The sequence below is a fragment of the Kribbella aluminosa genome (genome assembly GCF_017876295.1).
GTDB lineage: Bacteria > Actinomycetota > Actinomycetes > Propionibacteriales > Kribbellaceae > Kribbella > Kribbella aluminosa.
Genome location: NZ_JAGINT010000002.1, coordinates 2,285,714 through 2,307,974 on the forward strand (window position 1 = coordinate 2,285,714; position 22,261 = coordinate 2,307,974).

Here is a 22,261-nt window from a genome sequence, read left to right on the forward strand (position 1 = left end):
GGGCCTTGACATGACCGACATTGCTGCCCGGATCGCCGGTGCCCCGATCTCGTGGGGCGTGTGCGAGGTCCCGGGGTGGGGCTGGCAGTACGACGCCGCCACCGTACTCGCCGAGATGCGCACGGTCGGGCTCGCCGCGACCGAGTTCGGCCCCGACGGGTTCCTGCCCGACGACCCTTCCGACAAGGCGAAGACGCTCGCGGACGTCGGGCTGCGGGCGGTCGGCGGGTTCGTTCCCGTCGTACTGCATGATCCTGGGGTTGATCCCTCCGTCGAGGTGCTGCGCGCGCTTGAAGGGTTCGTGGCGGCTGGTGCCGGGACGTTGGTGCTTGCCGCCGCGACGGGGCAGGAGGGGTACGACGACCGGCCGGTGCTGGACGCGTCCGGCTGGAGCACCTTGCTCCGTCGGCTCGACGAGCTGTCCGCGCTCGCCGCGTCCCGCGGTGTCCTCGCGACCATCCACCCGCATGTCGGGACCATGGTCGAGAACGCCGACGACGTGTCGCGGGTACTGGAGGGGTCGACGATCGGGCTCACGCTCGACACCGGCCACCTGCTGATCGGCGGGGTCGACCCGGTCGCGCTGGCCGTTGGCAATGCTGCGCGGATCCGGCACACCCATCTGAAGGACGTCGACGCGGCGTGGGCCGCGCGGGTGCAGTCGGGCGAGGTCACGTACACGGACGCCGTACGCGCCGGCCTCTACCGGCCACTGGGCGCCGGTGACATCGACATCACCACGATCGTCAGCACGCTGGAGAAGTCCGGGTACGACGGCTGGTACGTCCTCGAACAGGACACGATCCTGCAGGCACGCCCGGTCGACGAAGGCCCGGTCGCCGACGTACGCGCCAGTGTCGCCCACTTGTACGAGATCGCGGCCGCGGTCCGATGACGCTGCGTGGTTCTTCGGGTTGCGGGGTACCGACGGACCGGCGGGATGGGAAGGTCTGATGGTGGACGACGTACAGCTGGATGTACTGACGATCGGGCGGATCGGGGTCGACCTCTACCCGCTGCAGCTCGGGACGCACCTGGAGGATGTCACCTCGTTCGGCAAGTTCCTCGGCGGGAGCGCGACGAACGTGGCGGTCGCGGCGGCGCGGCACGGCCGGAAGTCGGCGGTGATCAGCCGCACCGGCAACGACCCGTTCGGCACCTTCATCCACCGCACCCTCGGCGAACTCGGCGTCGACGACCGCTTCGTCACCCCCGTCGACGACCTGCCGACCCCGATCACGTTCTGCGAGATCTTCCCGCCGGACAACTTCCCGCTGTACTTCTACCGCTTCCCCAAGGCCCCCGACCTCGTCATCAACCCCTCCGAACTCGACCTGCCCGCCATCCGCAACGCCCGCATCTACTGGTCCACCGTCACCGGCCTCTCCGCCGAACCCTCCCGCTCCGCCCACTTCACCGCCTGGCAAGCCCGCGGCCGGAAGCCTGCTGCTGACGGGTTCACCGTGCTCGACCTCGACTACCGTCCGATGTTCTGGGCGGATCCGAGTGAGGCGCACGAGCAGGTGTCGCGGGCGCTCGAGTACTGCACGGTTGCTGTCGGCAACCGTGAGGAGTGCGAGGTCGCCGTCGGCGAGACCGACCCGGACAAGGCCGCTCAGGCCCTCCTCGACCGCGGCCTCGAACTGGCCGTCGTCAAGCAAGGCCCCCGCGGCACCCTCGCCCGTACCCGCGACGAACGCGTCGAAGTCCCGCCGTACCCGGTCGAGGTAGTCAACGGCCTCGGCGCCGGCGACGGCTTCGGCGGCGCCCTCTGTCACGGCCTACTGGCCGGCTGGCCCCTGGAGAAGATCATCCGCTTCGCCAACACCGCCGGCGCCCTCGTCGCCTCCCGCCTCGAATGCTCCACCGCCATGCCCACAACCACCGAAGTCCTCTCCCACCTGGGACCCGACGCATGACCCCCCACAACGAAGACACCCCCACCAACCGCCAGCACCCCGCCGACCAGCGCTCGGGCGAGCACTCCTCGGGCGAGCACTCCTCTGGCGACCGGTACTCCGAGGGCCAGTACTCCGAAGACGCCCGCCCGATCCCCATCCGCCGCCCCCGCTCCACCGAAGACCGGGACGCCACCATCGACACTCACGCCGACGACCCGGACGCGACCGTTCTCACCCCCACCACCAACGACCCCACCGTCCTGACGCCCCGCGTGGGTCCGCGCCCCCCCGCACCGGACGACCCAACCGTCATCACCCCACCCACCTCCCAGGGAACCTGGTGGGTAGCCCCAACCGACTACCCCCAGTACCCCCACTCCAACCCAGCTTCCAGCACCGCCGAAGCCGCCACCCCCACCAGCAACACCAACCCAGCCACCAGCAACACCAACCCAGCCACCAGCGGAGCCGGTCCAGCAGACACACCGCTCCAACGGACCGAACCACCCGCCACCGAGGCAGCAGACCCAACGCACAGAACTCCCCACACCCAAGCCCGGAACAACGCACCCACGCCAGGCCGGAACATCCCACCCACGCCAGCCAACCCATCCGCCGGCGGGGCAACGCACACAGCCGGACCGAATGAGCCGACCGTGATAGTGCCGCGCTCCGAAGGCCCCGGCGTACCGGGTCCCGACGATCCCACGGTGATCACGGACGCGACCGACCTGAACGTCGGCGTCAACGACCCGACTGTCGCAGTACGCCGTACCGCTGCCCTTGGGCCGGACGACGTAACAGTTCTGCTGGGTTCGACCCCTGACGGCCAGACAACCGTCATAGGAAACCTGAACCTTCCCCCCGGCCGTCCCCCTGCGAACGAACCCCGCCCGGAGCAGTCGCGTGGTAATCAGCTCGCTGCTGACCAAGCCCGCGCCAACCAACCACCACACGACGAGCAGCCGGTCCGTGAGCAGTCGGTTCGTGGCGAGCAGGCGACGGGCGCCGGGCGCTCGGTGGACGACGAGGTGACAGTGCGCGGTGCGGGCTCGGTGGACGGCGAGGAGACGGCGCGCGGCGAGGGCTCGGTGGACGAGGTGACGGTGCGCGGCGAGCAGTCGGCGCGCGGTGTCCGGTCGGCAGCTGAGGAGTCGTCCCCGGGTGGTGGACGGTCGGGTACGTCGGGTGTTCCGCTCGGGCATCAACTGAGTGGACAAACCGTGCGTGGTCCCCAGCAGGCGACCCTCTCCACCCGCCAACCGGCCACCCAACCTACGCAGCCTCAGGCCGAGCCCTCTCTGGGCGAGCAGCAGTCTGAGACCGGCGCGCCACTGGCCGAGCAGGTCCGGGGCGACCAGCCCCAGGCCGGGCAGCCCCAAGCCGGGCGGCTTCAGGTCGAGCAGGTTGAGGTCGGACAGGTTCAAGCCGGGCAGGTTCAGGACGAGCCGCGTCAGAGCGGGAGGGCTCAGGTTGAGCATGCTCGGGTTGAGTTGCCGGGGGTGGCTGGCGAGCAGGAGGTTGCGGCGGGGGCCGAAAGCGCTGGTCTGAGTGAGGGTGGAGGCCAGGGGATCGCGGACGAGCGTTTGGTTGCGCGGTCGGGGGATGTGGATGGCCGTGAGGGTGACCGGGTGTCCTCGAGGGGGGACGAGACGCAGGCTGGTGGGGCTCGGGGAGCCGGTGCGGGGGATGGCGGTGGTGACGGGGTCGGCGGTGCTGGGGCTGCGGGTGCTGCGAGTGCTCGCGGTGGCTTGCGAGAGTCCGGTGTGAGTGATGCCGCGGCTGAGGTGGGTATGGCGGGAGCGGAGGCCGCCGGTACGTCCGCGGGCGCTGCTGCTGCTGGGGGATCTGCTGCGGGGGCTGTGGGTGGAGTTGTCGCCGGCGTCGCTGCAGGTGCTGTTGCGGCGGGTGTCGTGGCTGCAGGTGCTGCGGCCGTCGGGGCTCGTGTGGCTGGCAGGGATGGGACAAGTGCTACGGAGGCAGGGCTGGCGGGTGAGGAGTCTGCTGCTGGTGCTGGGCGTGCGGAGACCGCGCGTGTTGGTGCTGGGCGTGCGGAGGGTGTCGGTGGTGGGCTTGCGGGGGTTGTGCGGGGGGCTGGGTGGGACGAGGTTGCTGGGCGGGTGGGGGAGTTGACTGAGGTTCGGGTTCGGGAGCCGGGGCGGGTGGCTGAGGGGTGGTTGCGGCGGCGGACTCGGGCGTTGGTGGGGGATGATGGGCGGCTGCTGATTGTGGCGGCGGATCATCCGGCTCGGGGAGCGCTGGGGGTTCGTGGGGAGCGGATGGCTATGGGGAGCCGGGTGGACCTGGTTGCCCGGTTGGTGGTCGCGTTGCAGCGGCCAGGGGTGGACGGGGTACTGGCTACGCCTGATGTGCTCGAGGATCTGTTGTTGCTCGGTGCGTTGGAGGGCAAGGTCGTCATCGGGTCGATGAACCGGGGCGGGCTGCAGGGGTCGGCGTTCGAGTTGGACGATCGGTTCACGGCGTACCGGAGTGCCGAGGAGATCGCGGCGCGGCGGCTCGACGGCGGGAAGATGCTGACCCGGATCGATCTCGCGGATGCGGGGACCGTGGCGACGTTGGAGAGCAGCGCCGCGGCGGTGACCGGGCTGGCCGAGCACAAGTTGATGGCGATGGTCGAGCCGTTCTGGTCGACGCGTGGCGAGGACGGGCGGGTGACGAACCTGCTCGATCCGGACTCGGTGATCAAATCGATCCAGATCGCGTCCGGTCTCGGTGCGACGAGTGCGTATACCTGGCTCAAGCTGCCGGTCGTCGACGAGCTCGATCGGGTGATGGAGGCAACGACCCTGCCGACGCTGCTGCTCGGCGGCGATCCGACCGCGGCCCCGGAGACGACGTACGCCTCGTGGGGCAAGGCGCTCGAGCTGCCGTCGGTCCGTGGACTCGTGGTGGGCCGGGCCTTGCTGTTCCCGCCGGACGGCGATGTGGCCGCGGCGGTCGACCACGCGGCCGCGCTGGTGCACGGCAGCGACACATGACCGGCCCGTCCAACGAAGGGCGATTGGGATGACTGAATGGGTTCGGCCGGCCGGTACGGCGGCGGGTGACGGGTTCGAGGTGGTGGTGCGACCCGATGAGTCGGACTGGCATCACAGCGGCCTGTTGGTACGCACGTTGCTGCCTGGCCAGTCGGTGGAGATCGACACGGGGGACTGCGAGTACATCGTCCTTCCGTTGAGCGGGTCGGCCGAGGTGATCGTGGACGGCGAGTCGGTCCCGCTCGGGGGCCGGGCGGACGTGTTCGCCGGTACGACGGATCTCGCGTACGTACCGCGGAACTCGACATTCGCGGTGGTCAGCGCCGGTGGTGCGCGGGTCGCGTTCCCGCACGCGAAGGCGGCTGCGGATCACCCGTTCCGGCGGATCGCCGCCGACGAGGTGGAGACCGAACTGCGCGGCGCCGGCGTCGCCTCCCGGCAGGTCCGGAACTTCGGTACGCCGGGAGTGCTCGACGCCGACTCGATCATCGCCTGCGAGGTGATCACGCCCGCCGGCAACTGGTCGTCCTACCCGCCGCACAAGCACGACGAACACCGGCCGGGGAAGGAGAGTGAGCTCGAGGAGATCTACTACTTCGAGCTGCAGCTGTCCGACGACGTACCGGAAGGTGTCAAGGGCAACGATCCGATCGGGTACCAGCGGGTCTACGGGACCGAGGACCGGCCGATCGACGTACTCGCCGAGGTCCGTAGCGGAGACGTCGTACTGGTCCCGCACGGATGGCACGGCCCGGCGATGGCGCCGCCCGGCTACGACATGTACTACCTGAACGTGATGGCAGGCCCCGGCACCGAACGCCAGTGGCTGATCACCGACGACCCGCAGCACGCGTGGGTGCGCGAGTTGTGGAATTCGCAACATATCGATCCTCGGCTGCCTTTTGGAGGGAAAGACTCATGACGGTGCGTCTCACGGTCGCGCAGGCGCTGGTGCGATTCCTGAGCGTCCAGTACTCGGAGCGGGACGGGGTACGGCAGCGGCTGATCGCCGGGAGCCTGGGCATCTTCGGGCACGGCAACGTGGCCGGCGTCGGCCAGGCGTTGCTGCAGTCCGAACTCGAGGACCCGAAGGCGTTGCCGTACATCCTGGCTCGTAACGAGCAGGCGATGGTGCATACGGCGGTGGCCTTCGCCCGGACCCGTGACCGGCTCCAGACCTACGCCTGCACGGCAAGCGTCGGTCCGGGCTCGACCAACATGGTGACCGGAGCGGCCCTGGCGACGATCAACCGGCTGCCTGTTCTGATCCTCCCTTCGGATGTGTTCGCGACCCGGGTGGCGACACCCGTGCTGCAGGAACTGGAGAGCTTCGGCGCCGGTGACGTGTCGGTCAACGACGCGTTCCGCCCGGTGTCGAAGTACTTCGACCGGGTGTGGCGGCCGGAGCAGCTCCCGTCGGCGCTGATGAACGCGATGCGCGTGCTGACCGATCCGGTCGAGACCGGAGCGGTGACGCTCGCGCTGCCGCAGGACGTCCAGGCCGAGGCCTACGACTGGCCGCACGAGCTCTTCGCGGAGCGCACCTGGTACGTCGCACGCCCCTTGCCCGAGGCATCAATTGTCGACAAGGCGGTAGATCTCCTCCGGACTGCGCAGCGCCCGCTGATCGTGGCCGGCGGCGGCGTGCACTACTCGGGCGCCGAGGACGCACTGCGCGAGTTCGCCGAGCGCACCGGGATCCCGGTGTCGGAAACCCAAGCAGGTAAGGGATCGCTGAGCTACGATCACCCGCAGTCGGTGGGCGCGGTGGGGTCGACCGGGACCACGGCAGCCAACGCGCTGGCGCGAGACGCCGACCTGGTGATCGGCATCGGCACCCGCTACAGCGACTTCACGTCGGCGTCGCGGACCGCGTTCCAGAACCCGCAGGTCAAGTTCCTGAACATCAACGTGGCGCGTTTCGACAGCACTAAGCATGCCGGCCTCCCGGTGGTGGCCGATGCGCGGGAGGCCCTTGTTTCGTTGGGATCCGCGCTCGGCGAGTGGTCTGTTGACGCCAAGTACACCGCAGCAGCCCAGGAACTCACCAGGAACTGGAACGGAACTGTTGACGCAGTTTTCCGGCCCTCCGCCGAGCGAACCGCGGCCGAAGGACTGCTCACCCAAGGCGAGGTGATCGGCACCGTCAACGAATTGTCGGCGGCGTCTGATGTGGTTGTCTGCGCGGCCGGCTCGATGCCGGGTGACCTCCACAAACTGTGGCGGACGCGCGATCCGAAGGGATACCACGTCGAATATGGCTACTCCTGCATGGGATACGAGATCGCCGGCGGACTCGGGGTCCGGCTCGGCGCCCCGGATCGCGACGTGTTCGTGCTGGTCGGCGACGGGTCCTACCTGATGATGTCCAGCGAACTGGCCACCGCGGTCCAGGAGAACATCAAGATCATCGTGGTCCTCGTGCAGAACCACGGGTTCGCCTCGATCGGCGCGCTCTCGGAGTCGCTCGGCTCGCAGCGCTTCGGTACGGCGTACCGCAAGCGCACCGGCGACGGCCGGCTGGACGGCGACTACCTGCCGGTCGACCTGGCGGCGAACGTGCGCAGTTTCGGGGTGGACGTGATCGACGTGCACAGCCGGACCGACCTGGAGCAGGCGATCCGGACCGCGAAGGCGGCAACCGGGCCGATCGCGATCCACGTCACCACCGATCCGCTGATCGGCGGCCCGGACAGCGACTCCTGGTGGGACGTCCCGGTCAGCGAGGTCTCGGAGCTGCAGACCACGCAGGCCGCCGCGGCGTCGTACGAGGAGAGCAAGAAGGCGCAGCGCCCATACCTCTCGCCGGCAGAGGGAGACAGCTGATGGTCGGCATCGGTACGGCGCCGGACTCGTGGGGAGTCTGGTTCGCCGACGACCCGCAGCAGACGTCGTGGACGCGGTTCCTCGACGAGGTGGTCGCGGCCGGATACACCCGGATCGAGCTCGGTCCGTACGGTTACCTCCCGACCGACCCGGTGCGGTTGAAGGACGAGCTCGACCGGCGCGGCCTGACGATGACCGCGGGGACGACGTTCGAGCAGCTGCATCGTCCGGACGGGTGGGACGCGACCTGGCGCGACATCGCGAAGACGGCCGAGCTGACTGCGGCGATGGGCGCGCAGCACCTGGTCGTGATGCCGTCGATGTGGCGCGGCGACAACGGTGAGATCGTCGAGGAACGCCTCGACCACGAAGGCCAGGCGAAGCACGGACAGGCGGTGACCGAGCTGGGTCGGCGGCTGGCCGAGGAGTTCGGGCTGCAGACGCAGTACCACCCGCACGCGGACGGTCACATCGACACGCAGGACACGGTCGAGCGGTTCCTCGCGGAGACCGACAGCGCCTACGTGAACCTGTGCCTCGACACCGGGCACATCAGCTACTGCGGCGGCGACAACCTCGAGCTGATCCGGAAGTACCCGGACCGGATCGGCTACGTGCACCTCAAACAGGTGGATCCGAAGGTCCTCGCGGAGGTCGAGGCCGAGGGCCTGAGCGTCGACGAGGCGGTACGGCGGGGCGTGTTCCGCGAGCCGCCGTACGGCGCGCCGGAGCTGCCGCCGGTGCTGGAAGCGCTTGCCGGGCTGGACGCCGAGGTGTTCGCGATCGTGGAGCAGGACATGTACCCGTGCGCGCCCGACGTACCGCTGCCGATCGCGCAGCGGACGCTGGCGTATCTCACCGCACACGGAGGTAGCCGATCGATCTGACGGCCGAGGGAGTGTGACACTCTCTGGGTCCCAAGCAAGCCCGGAACACCCGAAAGGCTGGTAGCAAGTCATGGTTCGGTGGCAGAAGAAGGCGGTGGCCGCGGTCGCGGCCGTCGCACTCGCCGCGGCTCTGGCCGCGTGCAGCTCCTCCGGCGGGAAGCAGAAGGAGCAGAGCTCCAGCGGCAGCGGCGGAAACGTCGCCGGCACGCCGCGGATGAAGGTTGCCCTGATCACCCATTCGGGGCCCGGCGACACCTTCTGGGACATCGTCCGGCGCGGCGCCGAGGCGGCCGCGCAGAAGGACAACATCGAGCTGCAGTACTCCGCCGACCCGGACGGCGCGGCCCAGGCGAACCTGGTGCAGACCGCGATCGACTCGAAGGTCGACGGCATCGCGGTCACGCTGAACAAGCCCGACGCGGTGATCCCGAACGTCAAGAAGGCGATCGCGGCGGGTATCCCGGTGACGATCCTGAACGGCGGGCTCGACCGGTGGAAGGCCACCGGCGCACTCGGGTACTTCGGCCAGGACGAGCGGATCGCCGGCCAGGCGACCGGTGAGAAGCTCAAGCAGCTCGGCGCGAAGAAGGTGCTCTGCGTCATCCACGAGCAGGGCAACGTCAGCCTGGAGGCGCGCTGCCAGGGCATCAAGGACAAGTTCGGCAACGTCGAGAACGTGAACGTCAACGGTACCGACCAGCCCGGTACGCAGGCGACGCTGACCTCGAAGCTGCAGGCCGACAAGTCCGTCGACTACGTGGTCGCGCTGAACGCCGGCATCGCGCTGACCGCGGTCCAGGCGGTCAAGGACGCAGGCTCGTCGGCGAAGGTCGGCAGCTTCGACATGAGCAAGGAGATGGCGAAGGCGGTCCAGGACGGCACCGTGCAGTTCGCCGTCGACCAGCAGCCGTACCTGCAGGGCTACCTCGCGATCGACGCGATCTGGCTCTACAAGAACAACGGCGACACCATCGGCGGCGGCCAGGCGACGCTGACCGGCCCGGCGTTCATCGACAAGTCCAACATTGCGGCGGTCCTGAAGTACGCCGAAGCCGGGACGCGCTGAGGTAACGCCATGGCCTCGACCATCACTTCACCGGCATCGGCGGACGACCGAGTCTCCGCCCGGTCCCTCGGTGCCCGGTTGCTCAGCCGGCCCGAGATCGGGTCGCTGGTCGGCGCGGCCGTGATCCTGGTGTTCTTCCTGATCACCGCGACGCCGTTCCGCAACATCGACAACACCGGCACGATCCTCTACCAGGCCGCGCTGATCGGGGTGATGGCGGTGCCGGTCTCGCTGCTGATGATCGGCGGCGAGTTCGACCTGTCGGCCGGGGTCGCGGTGACGACGTCCGGCCTGACCGCAGGCATCCTGTCGTACCAGTTCAGTCTGAACGTCTGGGTCGGCGTGATTGTCGCGCTGGTGTTCTCGCTGGCGATCGGTGCGTTCAACGGCTGGCTGCTGATGCGGACGGGACTGCCCAGTTTCCTGGTGTCGCTGGGTACGTTCTTCATCCTGCAGGGCCTGAACATCGCGGTCACCCGGATCACCTCCGGCGCCGTCGCGTCGAACTCGATCAGCGACATGGACGGGTTCGGCGCGGCGAAGGCGATCTTCGCGTCGGAGTTCAAACTCGGTGGCGTCACGGTCAAGATCATCGTCGTCTGGTGGATCGTGTTCGTGGCGATCGCCGCCTGGGTGCTGCTGAAGACGCAGATCGGCAACTGGATCTTCGCCGCCGGCGGTGACGCGGCGGCCGCGCGGGCGGTCGGCGTACCGGTGAAGAAGGTGAAGATCGGGCTGTTCATGGCGGTCGGGTTCTTCGCCTGGTTCACCGGGATGCAGTTGCTGTTCAACTCCAACGGGGTCGTGCAGTCCGGTGAAGGTGTCGGCAAGGAGTTCCTGTACATCATCGCCGCGGTCGTCGGCGGCTGCCTGCTGACCGGCGGCTACGGCTCCGTCCTGGGAGGGGCGATCGGTGCGCTGATCTTCAGCATGGTCCAGTTGGGTGTCGTGTACGCCGGCTGGAACCCGGATTGGTTCAAGGCGTTCCTGGGTGCGATGTTGCTGCTCGCAACCATCGTCAACCTGGTCGTGAAGAACCGGGCGGAGGCGCGATGACCACCACGAAGTCGTTCGCGGACGACGCCACGACCAGCCCGAACACGCCGATCGTGCTGCTCGAGGACATCGGCAAGAGCTACGGCAACGTCAACGCGCTGCGCGGGGTGTCGCTGGCGGTCCGGCAGGGCGAGATCACCTGCGTGCTGGGCGACAACGGGGCCGGCAAGTCGACTCTGATCAAGATCATCGCCGGCCTGCACGACTACACCTCGGGCAAGATGTCGGTGAACGGCGAGGAGCGGCACTTCTCCTCGCCGCGCGAGTCGCTCGACAGCGGGATCGCGACCGTCTACCAGGACCTCGCGCTGGCGCCGCTGATGTCGGTCTGGCGGAACTTCTTCCTCGGCAACGAGCTCACCAAGGGGCCGCTGGGTCTGCTGGACACGGCGCAGATGAAGCGGATCGCGCAGCAGGAGCTGTCCAGGATGGGGATCTCGATTCCCAATCTGGAGCAGCCAGTCGGGAAGCTGTCCGGCGGTCAGCGGCAGTGCGTCGCGATCGCGCGGGCGATCCACTTCGGGGCGAAGGTGCTGATCCTCGACGAGCCGACCGCGGCGCTCGGCGTGAACCAGTCCGGCGTCGTGCTGAAGTACGTCGTGAAGGCGCGGGACGCCGGGATCGGGGTCATCTTCATCACCCACAACCCGCATCACGCCTACCTGGTCGGCAACCACTTCGTCGTACTGAAACTCGGCCGGGTGGCGCTGGACACCCACCGGTCGGAGATCACGCTGGAGCAGCTGACCACCGAGATGGCCGGCGGTTCCGAGCTGGAGGCCTTGAGCCACGAGCTGCGGGAGATCGATCCTGAAGTGGTCGTGGACGAACCACAGGGGAGGGACGATGAGTGACCTGCGGGTCGGCGTCGCCGGCGTCGGTGTGATGGGTGCCGACCATGCCGAGCGCGTCGCGCGGAAGACGTCGGGCGCGCGGCTGGTCGCGGTGTCCGACGCCGATCAGAGCCGGGCCGAGGTACTCGCCGCCCGGTTGTCGGAGGGGCTGGGTGTGCCCTCCAGGAATGATGCCGGGAGGCACTCGGGCGGCGCGGCGTACGGCGACGGCGTCCGGGTGGTGGAGGATCCGCTGGAGCTGATCGCCGCCGACGACATCGACGCGGTGATCCTCGCCTCGCCCGGGTCCGCGCATGCCGAGCAGCTGTTCGCCTGCCTGGACCACGGGAAGCCGGTGCTCTGCGAGAAGCCGCTGACGATGGACGCAGCGTCGTCGCTGCGGGTGGTCGAGGCCGAACACAAGCTCGGCCGGCAGCTGATCCAGGTCGGGTTCATGCGCCGGTTCGATCCGGAGTACGCCGCTCTGAAACAGCTGCTCGACTCGGGTGACCTCGGGCGGACGCTGGTGCTGCACAACGTGCACCGGAACAAGTCGGCCGCACCGTCGTTCCGGAGCGAGATGATCGTCCGGGACTCGATGGTGCACGAGGTGGATGTCGCCCGCTGGCTGTTCGGCGCGGAGATCACCCGGATCACCGTGCGCACCCCGAAGCCGACGAGCCTGGTCGCGGAGGGCGTCCTCGACCCGCAGCTGGCGGTGTTCGAGCTGGCGAACGGCGCGATCGCCGACGTCGAGGTGTTCGTAAACTTCCAGGTCGGGTACGAGGTCCGGTGCGAGGCGGTCGCCGAGCGGGGCAGCGCGACGATCGGGCTCGGGTCCGGCGTGTTCACCCGGGCCGGCGAGCACTGGGGCGGCGCGATGCCGGCCGACTTCCGGATCCGGTTCGAGCAGGCGTACGACATCGAAGTACAGCGCTGGGTCGACGCCACCCGGCGCGGCGAGATCGACGGGCCGAGTGCCTGGGACGGGTACGCCGCGGCGGCCGTCTGCGAGGCCGGGCTCGAGTCGCTGAGCAGCGGCACACCGGTCGACGTCGCGCTGGCCGACCGCGGCAAGGTCCTCGGATGACACAGGAAAGATGAGGAAGCATCGTGAGTACTGAGAACAAGCGCATCACCCACCTTGTCGGCGGCAGCCCGTGGACCGGTGTGTCCGAGCGGACCGGCAAGGTCTACAACCCGGCGACCGGCCAGGTCACCGGCGAGCTGGACCTGGCCTCGGCGGCGACCGTCGACGAGGTCGTCAAGGTCGCTCACGGCGCCTCGAAGGGCTGGGCGCAGACCTCGCTCACCAAGCGTGCCCAGATCCTGTTCGCCTACCGCGAGCTCGTCAGCCGGAACAAGGAGCGCATCGCCGAGCTGATCACGGCCGAGCACGGCAAGGTGCTGTCCGACGCGCTCGGCGAGGTGACCCGCGGGCTCGAGGTGATCGAGTTCGCGTGCGGCATCCCGCACCTGCTCAAGGGCGGGTACAGCTCCGGTGTCTCGACCAACGTCGACGTGTACTCGATCCGCCAGCCGCTCGGTGTCTGCGCGGTGATCTCGCCGTTCAACTTCCCGGCGATGGTGCCGATGTGGTTCGTCCCGATCGCGGTTGCCTGTGGCAACAGTGTGGTGATCAAGCCGTCCGAGAAGGACCCGTCGGCGGCGAACGCGATGGCCGAGCTGTGGAAGGAGGCCGGGCTGCCGGACGGCGTGGTGAACGTCGTGCACGGCGACAAGGAGTCCGTCGACCGGCTGCTCGAGAACCCGGACGTGAAGTCGGTGTCGTTCGTCGGCTCGACGCCGATCGCGAAGTACGTCTACGAGACCGCCACCCGGAACGGCAAGCGGGTGCAGGCGCTCGGCGGCGCGAAGAACCACATGATCGTGCTACCGGACGCGGATCTCGACCTGGCGGCGGACGCGGCCGTGAACGCCGGGTTCGGCTCGGCGGGCGAGCGCTGCATGGCGATCTCCGCGCTGGTCGCGGTGGAGCCGATCGCGGACGAGCTGATCGGCAAGATCAAGGAGCGGATGGGCACCCTGAAGACCGGCGACGGGACCCGCGGGTGCGACATGGGTCCGCTGGTCACCGGCGTGCACCGGGACAAGGTCGCCGGCTACGTCGCGGCCGGGGTCGAGTCCGGCGCGGAGCTGGTGGTCGACGGGCGCGAGGGTGACTTCGACGGCGGCGACGACGGGTTCTGGCTGGGCCCGACGCTGTTCGACAAGGTCACGCCGGAGATGTCGATCTACACCGACGAGATCTTCGGGCCGGTGCTGTCGGTGGTGCGGACGGCGTCGTACGACGCGGCGCTCGAGCTGGTGAACTCGAACCCGTACGGGAACGGGACGGCGATCTTCACGAACGACGGCGGCGCGGCGCGGCGGTTCCAGAACGAGGTCGAGGTCGGCATGGTCGGGATCAACGTGCCGATCCCGGTGCCGATGGCGTACTACTCGTTCGGCGGGTGGAAGAACTCGCTGTTCGGCGACACCCACGCACACGGCACCGAGGGCGTGCACTTCTTCACCCGCGGCAAGGTCGTCACATCCCGCTGGCTGGATCCGTCCCACGGCGGCATCAACCTCGGTTTCCCGACGCACGACTGACAGGCTCCCCTGGGTGTAGCGTCGAAGGGGACCCCCGGGGCATGAGGAGTACCGCGGCGTACCAGGGCCGTCGGCCCGTTCTCAGTCCGCGATCATCAATCCCCGGAGTGTGTCATGTCGAAGAACAAGGGTGGGCGCGAAGTCCGCAAGCCGAAGCAACCCAAACAGCCGAAGGCCAACCCGAGCGACAGCGCGATCATCCCGCCCACCAAACAGACGCGGAAGTAGCCGCCGGACCAGAGGTCTACTGCGCCCATCGGTCCCGGTTTCCGCCGGGACCGATGGGCGTCGTAGCTTGCGAGCGTTGACCGGATGACGTCGGGCTGGGTACCGTCGGTGGGCGCATGAGGGCGCGTCGAGACTCGCCGGAAGGCTGGAAGCCACCTCAACTCCGAGAACCGAGTGAATCCGCGCCGGGCACGTCGCTTGCGAAGGCGCAGCGGGTGTTGGCCGGGGAGTACAGAGAGCGGGACTGGCCTGCGTTGAAGGCTGAGGTTGAGCGGCGGGTGGGGGATACGCCTGCTGCGCCTCCCGGGCTGGCGGAGGAGTTGGCTGAGGCGTTCGGGCTGGGGACCGTGACGGAGGCGGCGCGGCCGGTGGTGTTCACGGCGATGGGGCGGTGCTGGGATATTACGACTGACCGTGGGCGGTGGCTTGCGGTCACGGTCTATCAGTGGATCACGAACGAGCAGGCGGAGGTCGGGGCTCGGCTGCGGGATGCGGCTACCGCGGCGGGGTTGGCTGCGCCGGTACTCGCGCGGAGTCCGCACGGGCGGTTGATCGAGAGTGTGCGGGGGGAGAGCTGGCGCGTTCATGAGTGGCTGGAGGTTGGGCCGTCGCCGGTCTTGCCGGTGGCCGCGGAGCTGGCTCGTCGTGCTGGGGTGGTGTTCGGGACGCTGCACGGGCTTGCCATTGCCAGCGATGAGCCGATCCACGGGTATCTGACGTATCGGCGTTCGTTCGACGAGTGGCAGGAGCTGCTTGGCCGGGCGCGTGCGGCGGGTAAGCCATGGGCGGAGCGGCTCGAGGCGTTGCTGCCGACATTCCGTGAGCTGCAGGCGATCGAGCTCGATGTGCCCGGCGAGTTGATGCTGTGTAACCGGAACCTGAACCCGGAGCATGTTCGGCAGGGGCGTGACGGTGATCTTGTGGTGATGGAGTGGGACTTTGCCGGTTCGCTCACGCCGGAGTTGGAGCTTGGTTCCGCGCTGATGCACTGGGTGTCGCGGCCGGAGGTCAACACCAAGGGACTTCGGGCGTTCCGGGACGGGTACGGCGGGGCGCGGGAGTGGCCGCTTGTAAGGGGCTTGAGGAACTACTGGTGGTTTGACGGCCGTGGCGTCATCCCGGCTGCGACGTAGCACTCGTCGATCAGCTGCATCGTGGCCAGTGCGTCGTCGGCGTCCGTGAGCAGCGGGGCGCCGTTGCGGATCGCGCCGGCGAAGGCCTCCAGCTGGTACGTGTACGACGTACGGGTGCCGAGGTGTTCGACCCAGGTGTCTTCCCTGGTTGTCACGATCACGCGGTCGTCGTTCTGCGGCAGTACGTAGAACGGGGCGAACGCCTCGCCACGGCTGCCGACGACCTTGAGACTGAACTCGACGTTGTCGGCAGCCATGCTGGTCCGCACGGCACCGGTCGCACCGCTCGGGAACTCCAGGTCCGCGTTCAGCCACTCGTCCACGCCAGGCATCCGCTTGCGCTCGCCCGCGCGTGCGTTGAGCAGCTTCGGCGCGCCACCGGCGTAAGCAGCGAACATGCGTTGCGCGTGCAGTGCGTAGCAGCCGACGTCCATCACGGCACCACCAGCGAGCGGCAGCGACCAGCGCGGGTCGTCGTCAGCCGGCGGGGGCATCACCATGGTCGCCTCGACGTGCTGCAGCTCGCCCAGCTCGCCCTTGGCGACCAGCTCCTGCAGCCGCCGCATCACCGGGTGGTAGGCGTAGTGGAAGGCCTCCATGAACACCAGGCCGGACGAGCGCACAGCCTCCTGCACCTGCAGCGCCTCGGCTGCGTTGCTGGCCGACGGCTTCTCGGTCAGAACGTGTTTACCGGCAGCAAGCGCCTGCAGGTTCCACGGGCCGTGCAGCCCGTTGGCCAGCGGGTTGTAGATCGCTTCGATCTCGGGATCGTCTAGCAGTTCCTGGTACGACGCATGGACCCGTTCGACCCCGTGGTCGGTCGCGAAGGCCGCGGCCCGGTCGGCGTCGCGCGCAGCGACCGCGACCAGCCGGGCTCCGGTCAGCTTGGCCGGCTCGACGATGGCCCGGCCGGCGATCCGGGCGGCACCGAGGATGCCGATCCGCAGCGGTTCCATGCCTTCTCCTTCGGTCGGCCGAACGGGACCAGATCCGGTACGGCGGTTCGTCCAAGGGGCGTGTTCCGCCGGTAAGGGTAGTCCCTTGGCCCGGCGGCGAACGCGCCATCCTGCCTGACGGGCGCCGCCGCGGGACACCGGTTGCCCGCGATCCGGACTCGGTTCACCGAACGTTCACCGGTGAGCATGTCTGATCAAATCCTCTCGGTGGCTCGACGGAATCCGGTGCAGCCCTCAGGATGAGCCCATGAGTACCGTCCAGGTCCAGGTCGATCGGAGCAGCCGTACGCCGTTGCACGTGCAGCTGGCGCAGCAGCTGGAGGCGGCCATCCAGGACGGCGAACTACCCGTCGGCTCCCGGCTGAGCAACGAGGTGGACCTGGCTGAGGCGTACGGGCTGAGCCGCCCGACCGTGCGGCAGGCGATCGCCCGACTGGTCGACCAGGGCCTGCTGGTCCGCAAACGCGGCGTCGGCACGCAGGTGGTCGGCAGCTCCGGGCAGGTACGGCGTTCCCTCGAACTGACCAGCCTGTACGACGACCTGGCCGCGGCGCACCGCAAGCCGCAGACCGACGTACTGCGCTTCGGGATCTCGCCTGCAACCGCAGAGGTCGCGACAGCGTTGCAATGCGAGCAGGACGACCGTGTACTCCGGCTGGAACGGCTCCGGCGTGCTGACGGCGAACCCCTCGCTCTGATGCGCAACTGGCTGCCGCCCGAGATCCTGGAGACGGACCCGGCCACGTTGGCCGAGCGTGGGCTCTATGAGCTGCTGCGCGCCGAAGGGATCCGGCTGAAGGTGGCGCACCAGACCATCTCCGCCATACCCGCAACGGTTGAGCAGGCACGGCTGCTGTCGGAGGAGCCGGGCGCGCCGCTCCTGGCGACCACCCGGATCACGTACGACGACCACGGCCAGCCGGTCGAGTACGGCTCCCACCTGTACCGCGCGAGCCGCTACTCGTTCGAGCACACGCTCGTACACCGCTGACCGTCCCAATTGCAGCAAGCTGCAGTTTTCTGGACCTGCAGTGAGTCCGTCGATACGGTGAGTGAGCCATCGGCGTGTCACGGTTATCCACAGGGACGGCGAACGTGAGTGGCGCCCGGTCCGCAGGAGTTGAGAGGATGACCCGCATGGTGACCGAGAGTGGTCACCTGATGCGACTGACACGGGGAGATCGATGACTGCGGACAGGCTGGACGCGCACCGCTCGAGCTGGAACGGTGCCGCGACCGACATGTCCCGGAACGCAGTCGAGCTGATCGACGCACAGGTCCGCGACCTGGTCCGCCGCGAGGGCATCGACCCGCTCCGCGACCCCGGTGCGGTGAACCATCTCGTCGCGACCGTAGTCCGGGAGTACGACGAGCGCAGCCTGACCGGCGTGGTGCCGCCGATCGGCGACCTGGAGGCGGTCAGCCGGGAGGTGCACGACCGGGTCGCGGGCTTCGGGCCGCTGCAGCGCTACCTGGACGACCCGACCGTCGAGGAGATCTGGATCAACGAGCCGAGCCGGGTGTTCATCGCCCGCGAGGGCCGGCACGAGCTGACCACGACCGTGCTGACCGAGGAAGAGGTCGGCGACCTGGTCGAGCGGATGCTGAAGACCACCGGCCGCCGGATCGACGTCTCCCAGCCGTTCACCGACGCCCGGCTCCCGGACGGCAGCCGGGTGCACATCGTGCTCGGCGGCATCACCCAGCGGTACGCCGCGATCAACATCCGCAAGTTCACCGTCCGGGCGACCCGGCTGACCGACATGGTGCAGCTCGGATCGCTGACGCCGCACGCGGCCGCGGTGCTGGAGGCATCCGTTGCCGTCGGCCTCAATGTGCTGGTCTCCGGCGGCACCCAGGCCGGCAAGACCACGATGCTGAACGCCTTGGCAGGCTCGATCCCCGGCAGCGAGCGGGTGATCAGCTGCGAGGAGGTCTTCGAGATCAAGCTGCCGATCCCCGACTGGGTGTCGATGCAGACCCGGCAGGCCGGGCTCGAGGGCACCGGCGAGGTGCGGCTGCGCGACCTGGTGAAGGAGTCGCTGCGGATGCGGCCGTCCCGGATGATCGTCGGCGAGGTGCGCGGCGAGGAGTGCCTCGACCTGCTGCTCGCGCTGAACAGCGGCCTCCCCGGGATGTGCACGATCCATGCGAACTCCGCCCGCGAAGCGCTGACCAAGATGTGCACGCTGCCGTTGCTGGCCGGGGAGAACATCGGGTCCCGGTTCGTGCTGCCGACCGTGGCCGGCTGCGTCGACATCGTCGTCCACCTGGGGGTCGCGGCGGACGGGCGCCGCCGGGTGCGCGAGATCGTCGCGGTGACCGGCCGGGTCGAGGAGCAGGCGATCGAGACCGAGACGCTGTTCAGCACCCGCGACGGGTACCTGCGTCGCGCCGAGGGACAGCTGCCGCACACGGAGCGGTTCCAGCAGGCGGGGTACAACGTGGCCGGCCTGCTGACCGAGCTACCGCGACGGGGCGCCTGATGGGGCTTCTGATCGGGCTGTTCTTCGGGGTCGGGCTGCTGCTGATCGTCGCGGCGTTCGTGGCGCCTGCCGAGGCGGTGCCGGGCGCGGACGGGCGGCTGCGGGGGCCGGAGCCGCGATCTGCTCGCGAGCGCGGGCATCGAGGGTCTGACGCCGGGTGCGTTCATCGGCGCCTGCCTGGTCATGGGGCTGGTCGCGTTCCTGCTGATGTTCGTGGTGTCCAGGACGCTGCCGGTCGCGCTGGTGTTCGCGCTGATGGCCGGCTGGCTGCCGATCGCGCTGGTGCGGTCGCGGGCGCGGAAGCGGCTGGCCGAGTTCCGTGAGCTGTGGCCGGACGTGGTGGACAACGTCGCGTCGGCCGTGCGGGCCGGGCTGTCGTTGTCGGAGGCGCTGGCCCAGGTCGGCGAGCGCGGTCCGTTGCAGCTGCGGGAGCCGTTCCGGCGGTTCGGTGCGGACTACGCCTCGACCGGGCGGTTCGCCGAGTCGCTGGACCGGTTGAAGGCACGGCTGGCCGACCCGGTCGGTGACCGGGTGGTGGAGGCGCTGCGGATCGCGCGTGAGGTCGGCGGCGGCGACCTCGGCCGGTTGCTGCGTTCGCTGTCGTCGTTCCTGCGCGACGACGCCCGCACCCGGTCCGAGCTCGAGTCCCGGCAGTCGTGGTCGGTCAACGGCGCGCGGGTCGCGGTCGCGGCGCCGTGGCTGGTGCTGCTGTTGCTGTCCTTCCAGGGCGACGTCATCCAGCGGTACAACTCGCCTGTCGGTGCCGTGATCATCGCCGTCGGCGCCGTCATCTGCGTGATCGCGTACCGGGTGATGCTGCGGATCGGCCGGCTGCCCGAGCCCGAGCGGGTGCTGCGATGAACCCGATCCTGCTCGGCGGTTTCCTCGGCGCGGTGCTCGGCGCCGGGCTGCTGATCGTCGTACTGCGGTTGCCGTTCCTGCGCAAACCCACCGTGGACGAGCGGATCTCGCCGTACCTTCGGGATCTCGGGGCGCCGGACGTGTTCGTCGGGGTCATCGACTCGCGGTCGCCGTTCTACGCGATCCTGCGGCTGTTCGGTCCGTCGCTGCGGTCCGCCGCACAACGGCTGGAGCGGATCCTCGGCGGCGCGAACACGATCCGCCGGCGGTTGCAGCGGGCCGGGATGGAGCGGACGGTCGAGGAGTTCCGGATCGAGCAGTTGCTCTGGGGAGCGATCGCGTTCGGTGCCGGGCTGGTGATCTCGATCGTCGCGGTCGCGGTCGGTCTCGGGGATCCGGTCGCGCTGCTGGTGTTCTGCCTGGTGCTCGGGATCACCGGAGTGCTCGGCCGCGACACGTACCTGACGTCCCAGGTGCGGCGGCGCGAGCGGCGGCTGCTGGTGGAGCTGCCGACCGTGGCCGAGCTGCTGGCGTTGTCGGTCGCCGCCGGTGAGGGGCCGGCCGCCGCCCTCGACCGGGTCGCCCGGTCGTCCCACGGCGACCTGTCGAACGAACTGAAACGCGTCCTGGCGGAGACCAGGGCGGGAGAGTCCCTGGTCCGCGCGCTCGATGCGCTCGCGGACCGGACCGGGTTGCTGGCGCTGTCGCGCTTCGCGGACGGGCTGGCGGTGGCGCTGGAGCGCGGCACCCCGCTGGCCGACGTACTGCGTGCACAGGCCGGCGACATCCGGGAAGCCGGGCGCCGCGAGCTGATCGAGTCCGGCGCGCGCCGCGAGGTTGCCATGATGGTCCCGGTGATCTTCCTGGTCCTGCCGGTGACCATCGCGTTCGCCTTCTACCCGGGCGCTGTCGGAATCCGGCTGATCGCCGGATGAACTGAGGAGAGGTCATGTCCCTGTACCTGACGAGGCTGTTCCTGACGTTGCTGCTGAAGCCACGTCCGGCGCGGACCGAGCGCGGTGACGTACCCGGCTGGGTGCTGATCACCGTGATGACGGCCGGCCTGGTCGTCGCGATCTGGAAGCTGGCCGGCGACCAGCTCGCCAAAATGCTCACCGACGCCCTGTCCTCGGTCACCAACAAGTAATGCGTCGAGCCCGCCGCGAGCGGGGATCGGCTGTCGTCGACTTCGTGCTGGTCTCGACGATCCTGGTGCCGTTGTTCCTCGGCATCCTGCAGGTCGGCCTGTTCCTGTACGTACGCAACACCGTGACCGCTGCCGCCTCCGAGGGCGCGCACTACGCGGCCGTGCTGAACCGGGCACCGGCCGACGGTGCGGCGCGCACCCGGGAGCTGATCGGCGGCGTGGTCGCGGACAACCTGATCGACTCGGTGTCGGCGGACGCGACCGACATCGACGGGCAGCCCGTCGTCGTGGTGTCGGTGCGCGCGCACATGCCGCCGCTCGGGATGTGGGGACCGGGGATCGCGTTCAGCGTCCAGGGGCATGCGGTGAAGGAGACCGGCGAGTGAAGCTCCGCAGGCGCGACGAGCGGGGCAGCGCGGTCGTGGAGTTCTCCTGGCTGGCGATCCTGCTGATGGTTCCGCTGGTATACATGATGCTCGGCGTGTTCGACGTCCAGCGGGCGTCGTACGGCGCGACCGCGGCGACCCGGGCGGCCGGGCGGGCATTCGTGATCGTCCCGGACGGGGTGTCCGAGGACGAGGCACGGGCGCGCGCGTTCGCCGCGGCGCAGCTGGCGATGAAGGACCAGGGCATGGAGTTGTCCGCCGACGAGCTCCGGATCAGCTGCAACCCGGCCTGTCTGCAGCCGGGCTCGACCGTGACCGTCTCGCTCGAGACCAAGGTCCGGCTGCCGCTGATCCCGGACGCGCTCGGCGGTGAGCCACCGGCGATCCGGATCAGCGCCTCGCACACCGAGGCGTTCGGCGACTACCGCGAAGCCAAGGGCGCCGGATGACCCGCCGCACCCGGGGCGAGAACGGGCAGATGACGATGCTGATCGTCGGGTTCACCGTCGTGATCCTGCTGATGGTCGTCGTGGTCACCGACATCTCGAAGGCGTTCCTGGTCCGGCGTGACCTGGACGCCACCGCCGACGGCGCCGTACTCGCGGCCGCGAACGGGCTGGCCGCGGTCTACGCCCAGCCCGGCGCCGGCGGGAACGCCGCGATCGACCCGGACCGGGCTCGGCGGCTGACCGCGGACTACCTCAATGAAGTTGCTGCGAGCAACAGATTCGACAACCTCGACTGGTCGGTCGACGTCGAAGGTACGACGGTCACCGTCCACCTCACCTCCACCACCCGCCTCCCCTTCCACCCACCAGGCTTCCCCGGCTCGGCCGACGTCTCCTCGGACTCAGCCGCAATCGTCCCGATCCGCTGACCC

22 protein-coding genes are annotated in these 22,261 nt (G+C 69.2%); 21 read left to right on the top strand and 1 reads right to left on the bottom strand.

Annotated features, from left to right (window positions below; all coding sequences use genetic code 11):
• The first annotated feature begins 10 nt into the window (after positions 1-10).
• From JOF29_RS32170 to JOF29_RS32230, 13 genes are all read left to right on the top strand, one after another.
• Entirely contained in the window at positions 11-895 is an 885-nt protein-coding gene (locus tag JOF29_RS32170; RefSeq protein WP_209698141.1) for a sugar phosphate isomerase/epimerase family protein, read from the top strand.
• A gap of 58 nt (positions 896-953) precedes the next feature.
• A complete protein-coding gene (iolC, locus tag JOF29_RS32175) occupies positions 954-1,919 on the top strand; it encodes a 5-dehydro-2-deoxygluconokinase (protein ID WP_209698142.1) in 966 nt (321 codons plus the stop codon).
• A gap of 1,755 nt (positions 1,920-3,674) precedes the next feature.
• Positions 3,675-4,034: a hypothetical protein gene (locus JOF29_RS32180; protein WP_209698143.1), complete on the top strand. Its 360-nt coding sequence runs from the start codon at positions 3,675-3,677 to the stop codon at positions 4,032-4,034.
• Positions 4,022-4,900, top strand: coding sequence for a Cgl0159 family (beta/alpha)8-fold protein (locus JOF29_RS32185; protein ID WP_209698144.1), 879 nt, complete (start codon positions 4,022-4,024; stop codon positions 4,898-4,900). Before JOF29_RS32180 ends, JOF29_RS32185 begins: the two co-directional genes overlap by 13 nt.
• Before the next feature lie 28 nt (positions 4,901-4,928).
• Entirely contained in the window at positions 4,929-5,822 is an 894-nt protein-coding gene (gene iolB / locus JOF29_RS32190; protein ID WP_209698145.1) for a 5-deoxy-glucuronate isomerase, read from the top strand.
• Positions 5,819-7,726: a 3D-(3,5/4)-trihydroxycyclohexane-1,2-dione acylhydrolase (decyclizing) gene (gene iolD, locus JOF29_RS32195; RefSeq protein WP_209698146.1), complete on the top strand. Its 1,908-nt coding sequence runs from the start codon at positions 5,819-5,821 to the stop codon at positions 7,724-7,726. The genes iolB and iolD overlap by 4 nt, the downstream gene beginning before the upstream one ends.
• Entirely contained in the window at positions 7,726-8,613 is an 888-nt protein-coding gene (locus JOF29_RS32200; protein WP_209698147.1) for a TIM barrel protein, read from the top strand. Before iolD ends, JOF29_RS32200 begins: the two co-directional genes overlap by 1 nt.
• Before the next feature lie 70 nt (positions 8,614-8,683).
• A complete protein-coding gene (locus JOF29_RS32205; RefSeq protein WP_209698148.1) occupies positions 8,684-9,679 on the top strand; it encodes a sugar ABC transporter substrate-binding protein in 996 nt (331 codons plus the stop codon).
• 9 nt (positions 9,680-9,688) lie between these two features.
• Positions 9,689-10,735 (top strand): ABC transporter permease, encoded by a 1,047-nt coding sequence (locus tag JOF29_RS32210; protein WP_209698149.1) that lies wholly within the window; start codon positions 9,689-9,691, stop codon positions 10,733-10,735.
• On the top strand, positions 10,732-11,589 hold the full coding sequence (locus JOF29_RS32215; protein ID WP_209698150.1) for an ATP-binding cassette domain-containing protein: 858 nt from the start codon (positions 10,732-10,734) through the stop codon (positions 11,587-11,589). The genes JOF29_RS32210 and JOF29_RS32215 overlap by 4 nt, the downstream gene beginning before the upstream one ends.
• On the top strand, positions 11,582-12,658 hold the full coding sequence (locus JOF29_RS32220; RefSeq protein ID WP_209698151.1) for a Gfo/Idh/MocA family protein: 1,077 nt from the start codon (positions 11,582-11,584) through the stop codon (positions 12,656-12,658). Before JOF29_RS32215 ends, JOF29_RS32220 begins: the two co-directional genes overlap by 8 nt.
• Before the next feature lie 23 nt (positions 12,659-12,681).
• On the top strand, positions 12,682-14,184 hold the full coding sequence (locus JOF29_RS32225) for a CoA-acylating methylmalonate-semialdehyde dehydrogenase (RefSeq protein ID WP_209698152.1): 1,503 nt from the start codon (positions 12,682-12,684) through the stop codon (positions 14,182-14,184).
• Between the two features lie 482 nt (positions 14,185-14,666).
• Positions 14,667-15,545, top strand: a complete 879-nt coding sequence (locus JOF29_RS32230) for an aminoglycoside phosphotransferase/kinase family protein (RefSeq protein ID WP_209698153.1) — start codon at positions 14,667-14,669, stop codon at positions 15,543-15,545.
• On the opposite strand, the gene JOF29_RS32235 is transcribed toward JOF29_RS32230, so the two are convergent.
• Complete coding sequence (locus tag JOF29_RS32235) at positions 15,500-16,501, bottom strand: Gfo/Idh/MocA family protein (protein ID WP_209698154.1); 1,002 nt, start codon at positions 16,499-16,501, stop codon at positions 15,500-15,502. The genes JOF29_RS32230 and JOF29_RS32235 overlap by 46 nt on opposite strands.
• A gap of 247 nt (positions 16,502-16,748) precedes the next feature.
• On the opposite strand from JOF29_RS32235, the gene JOF29_RS32240 reads away from it, so the two are divergent.
• The 8 genes from JOF29_RS32240 (at position 16,749) to JOF29_RS32275 (ending at position 22,258) form a co-directional block, all read left to right on the top strand.
• Positions 16,749-17,492, top strand: a complete 744-nt coding sequence (locus JOF29_RS32240) for a GntR family transcriptional regulator (protein WP_209698155.1) — start codon at positions 16,749-16,751, stop codon at positions 17,490-17,492.
• Between the two features lie 193 nt (positions 17,493-17,685).
• On the top strand, positions 17,686-18,987 hold the full coding sequence (locus JOF29_RS32245; protein WP_209698156.1) for a TadA family conjugal transfer-associated ATPase: 1,302 nt from the start codon (positions 17,686-17,688) through the stop codon (positions 18,985-18,987).
• Positions 18,988-19,170: 183 nt separating this feature from the next.
• Positions 19,171-19,848, top strand: a complete 678-nt coding sequence (locus JOF29_RS32250; protein ID WP_245359665.1) for a type II secretion system F family protein — start codon at positions 19,171-19,173, stop codon at positions 19,846-19,848.
• Positions 19,845-20,783, top strand: coding sequence for a type II secretion system F family protein (locus JOF29_RS32255; RefSeq protein ID WP_209698157.1), 939 nt, complete (start codon positions 19,845-19,847; stop codon positions 20,781-20,783). Before JOF29_RS32250 ends, JOF29_RS32255 begins: the two co-directional genes overlap by 4 nt.
• A 14-nt stretch (positions 20,784-20,797) precedes the next feature.
• On the top strand, positions 20,798-20,995 hold the full coding sequence (locus tag JOF29_RS32260) for a hypothetical protein (RefSeq protein WP_209698158.1): 198 nt from the start codon (positions 20,798-20,800) through the stop codon (positions 20,993-20,995).
• Positions 20,995-21,381 (top strand): TadE/TadG family type IV pilus assembly protein, encoded by a 387-nt coding sequence (locus JOF29_RS32265; protein WP_209698159.1) that lies wholly within the window; start codon positions 20,995-20,997, stop codon positions 21,379-21,381. The genes JOF29_RS32260 and JOF29_RS32265 overlap by 1 nt, the downstream gene beginning before the upstream one ends.
• The gene (locus tag JOF29_RS32270) at positions 21,378-21,830 is read left to right on the top strand and encodes a TadE/TadG family type IV pilus assembly protein (protein ID WP_209698160.1); all 453 of its coding nucleotides are present in this window, start codon (positions 21,378-21,380) and stop codon (positions 21,828-21,830) included. The genes JOF29_RS32265 and JOF29_RS32270 overlap by 4 nt, the downstream gene beginning before the upstream one ends.
• Entirely contained in the window at positions 21,827-22,258 is a 432-nt protein-coding gene (locus JOF29_RS32275; protein WP_245359667.1) for a pilus assembly protein TadG-related protein, read from the top strand. The genes JOF29_RS32270 and JOF29_RS32275 overlap by 4 nt, the downstream gene beginning before the upstream one ends.
• Positions 22,259-22,261 lie beyond the last annotated feature (3 nt).

What these genes read in the sequence shown, in the direction of transcription:
- JOF29_RS32275 (WP_245359667.1), top strand. Translation starts at nt 21,827, where the DNA reads ATGACCCGCCGCACCCGGGGCGAGAACGGGCAGATGACGATGCTGATC.
- iolD (WP_209698146.1), top strand. Translation starts at nt 5,819, where the DNA reads ATGACGGTGCGTCTCACGGTCGCGCAGGCGCTGGTGCGATTCCTGAGC.
- JOF29_RS32170 (WP_209698141.1), top strand. Translation starts at nt 11, where the DNA reads ATGACCGACATTGCTGCCCGGATCGCCGGTGCCCCGATCTCGTGGGGC.
- JOF29_RS32265 (WP_209698159.1), top strand. Translation starts at nt 20,995, where the DNA reads ATGCGTCGAGCCCGCCGCGAGCGGGGATCGGCTGTCGTCGACTTCGTG.
- JOF29_RS32240 (WP_209698155.1), top strand. Translation starts at nt 16,749, where the DNA reads ATGAGTACCGTCCAGGTCCAGGTCGATCGGAGCAGCCGTACGCCGTTG.
- iolC (WP_209698142.1), top strand. Translation starts at nt 954, where the DNA reads ATGGTGGACGACGTACAGCTGGATGTACTGACGATCGGGCGGATCGGG.
- iolB (WP_209698145.1), top strand. Translation starts at nt 4,929, where the DNA reads ATGACTGAATGGGTTCGGCCGGCCGGTACGGCGGCGGGTGACGGGTTC.
- JOF29_RS32180 (WP_209698143.1), top strand. Translation starts at nt 3,675, where the DNA reads ATGCCGCGGCTGAGGTGGGTATGGCGGGAGCGGAGGCCGCCGGTACGT.
- JOF29_RS32235 (WP_209698154.1), bottom strand. Translation starts at nt 16,501, where the DNA reads ATGGAACCGCTGCGGATCGGCATCCTCGGTGCCGCCCGGATCGCCGGC.
- JOF29_RS32245 (WP_209698156.1), top strand. Translation starts at nt 17,686, where the DNA reads ATGACTGCGGACAGGCTGGACGCGCACCGCTCGAGCTGGAACGGTGCC.
- JOF29_RS32220 (WP_209698151.1), top strand. Translation starts at nt 11,582, where the DNA reads ATGAGTGACCTGCGGGTCGGCGTCGCCGGCGTCGGTGTGATGGGTGCC.
- JOF29_RS32250 (WP_245359665.1), top strand. Translation starts at nt 19,171, where the DNA reads ATGGGGCTGGTCGCGTTCCTGCTGATGTTCGTGGTGTCCAGGACGCTG.
- JOF29_RS32200 (WP_209698147.1), top strand. Translation starts at nt 7,726, where the DNA reads ATGGTCGGCATCGGTACGGCGCCGGACTCGTGGGGAGTCTGGTTCGCC.
- JOF29_RS32215 (WP_209698150.1), top strand. Translation starts at nt 10,732, where the DNA reads ATGACCACCACGAAGTCGTTCGCGGACGACGCCACGACCAGCCCGAAC.
- JOF29_RS32205 (WP_209698148.1), top strand. Translation starts at nt 8,684, where the DNA reads ATGGTTCGGTGGCAGAAGAAGGCGGTGGCCGCGGTCGCGGCCGTCGCA.
- JOF29_RS32260 (WP_209698158.1), top strand. Translation starts at nt 20,798, where the DNA reads ATGTCCCTGTACCTGACGAGGCTGTTCCTGACGTTGCTGCTGAAGCCA.
- JOF29_RS32210 (WP_209698149.1), top strand. Translation starts at nt 9,689, where the DNA reads ATGGCCTCGACCATCACTTCACCGGCATCGGCGGACGACCGAGTCTCC.
- JOF29_RS32255 (WP_209698157.1), top strand. Translation starts at nt 19,845, where the DNA reads ATGAACCCGATCCTGCTCGGCGGTTTCCTCGGCGCGGTGCTCGGCGCC.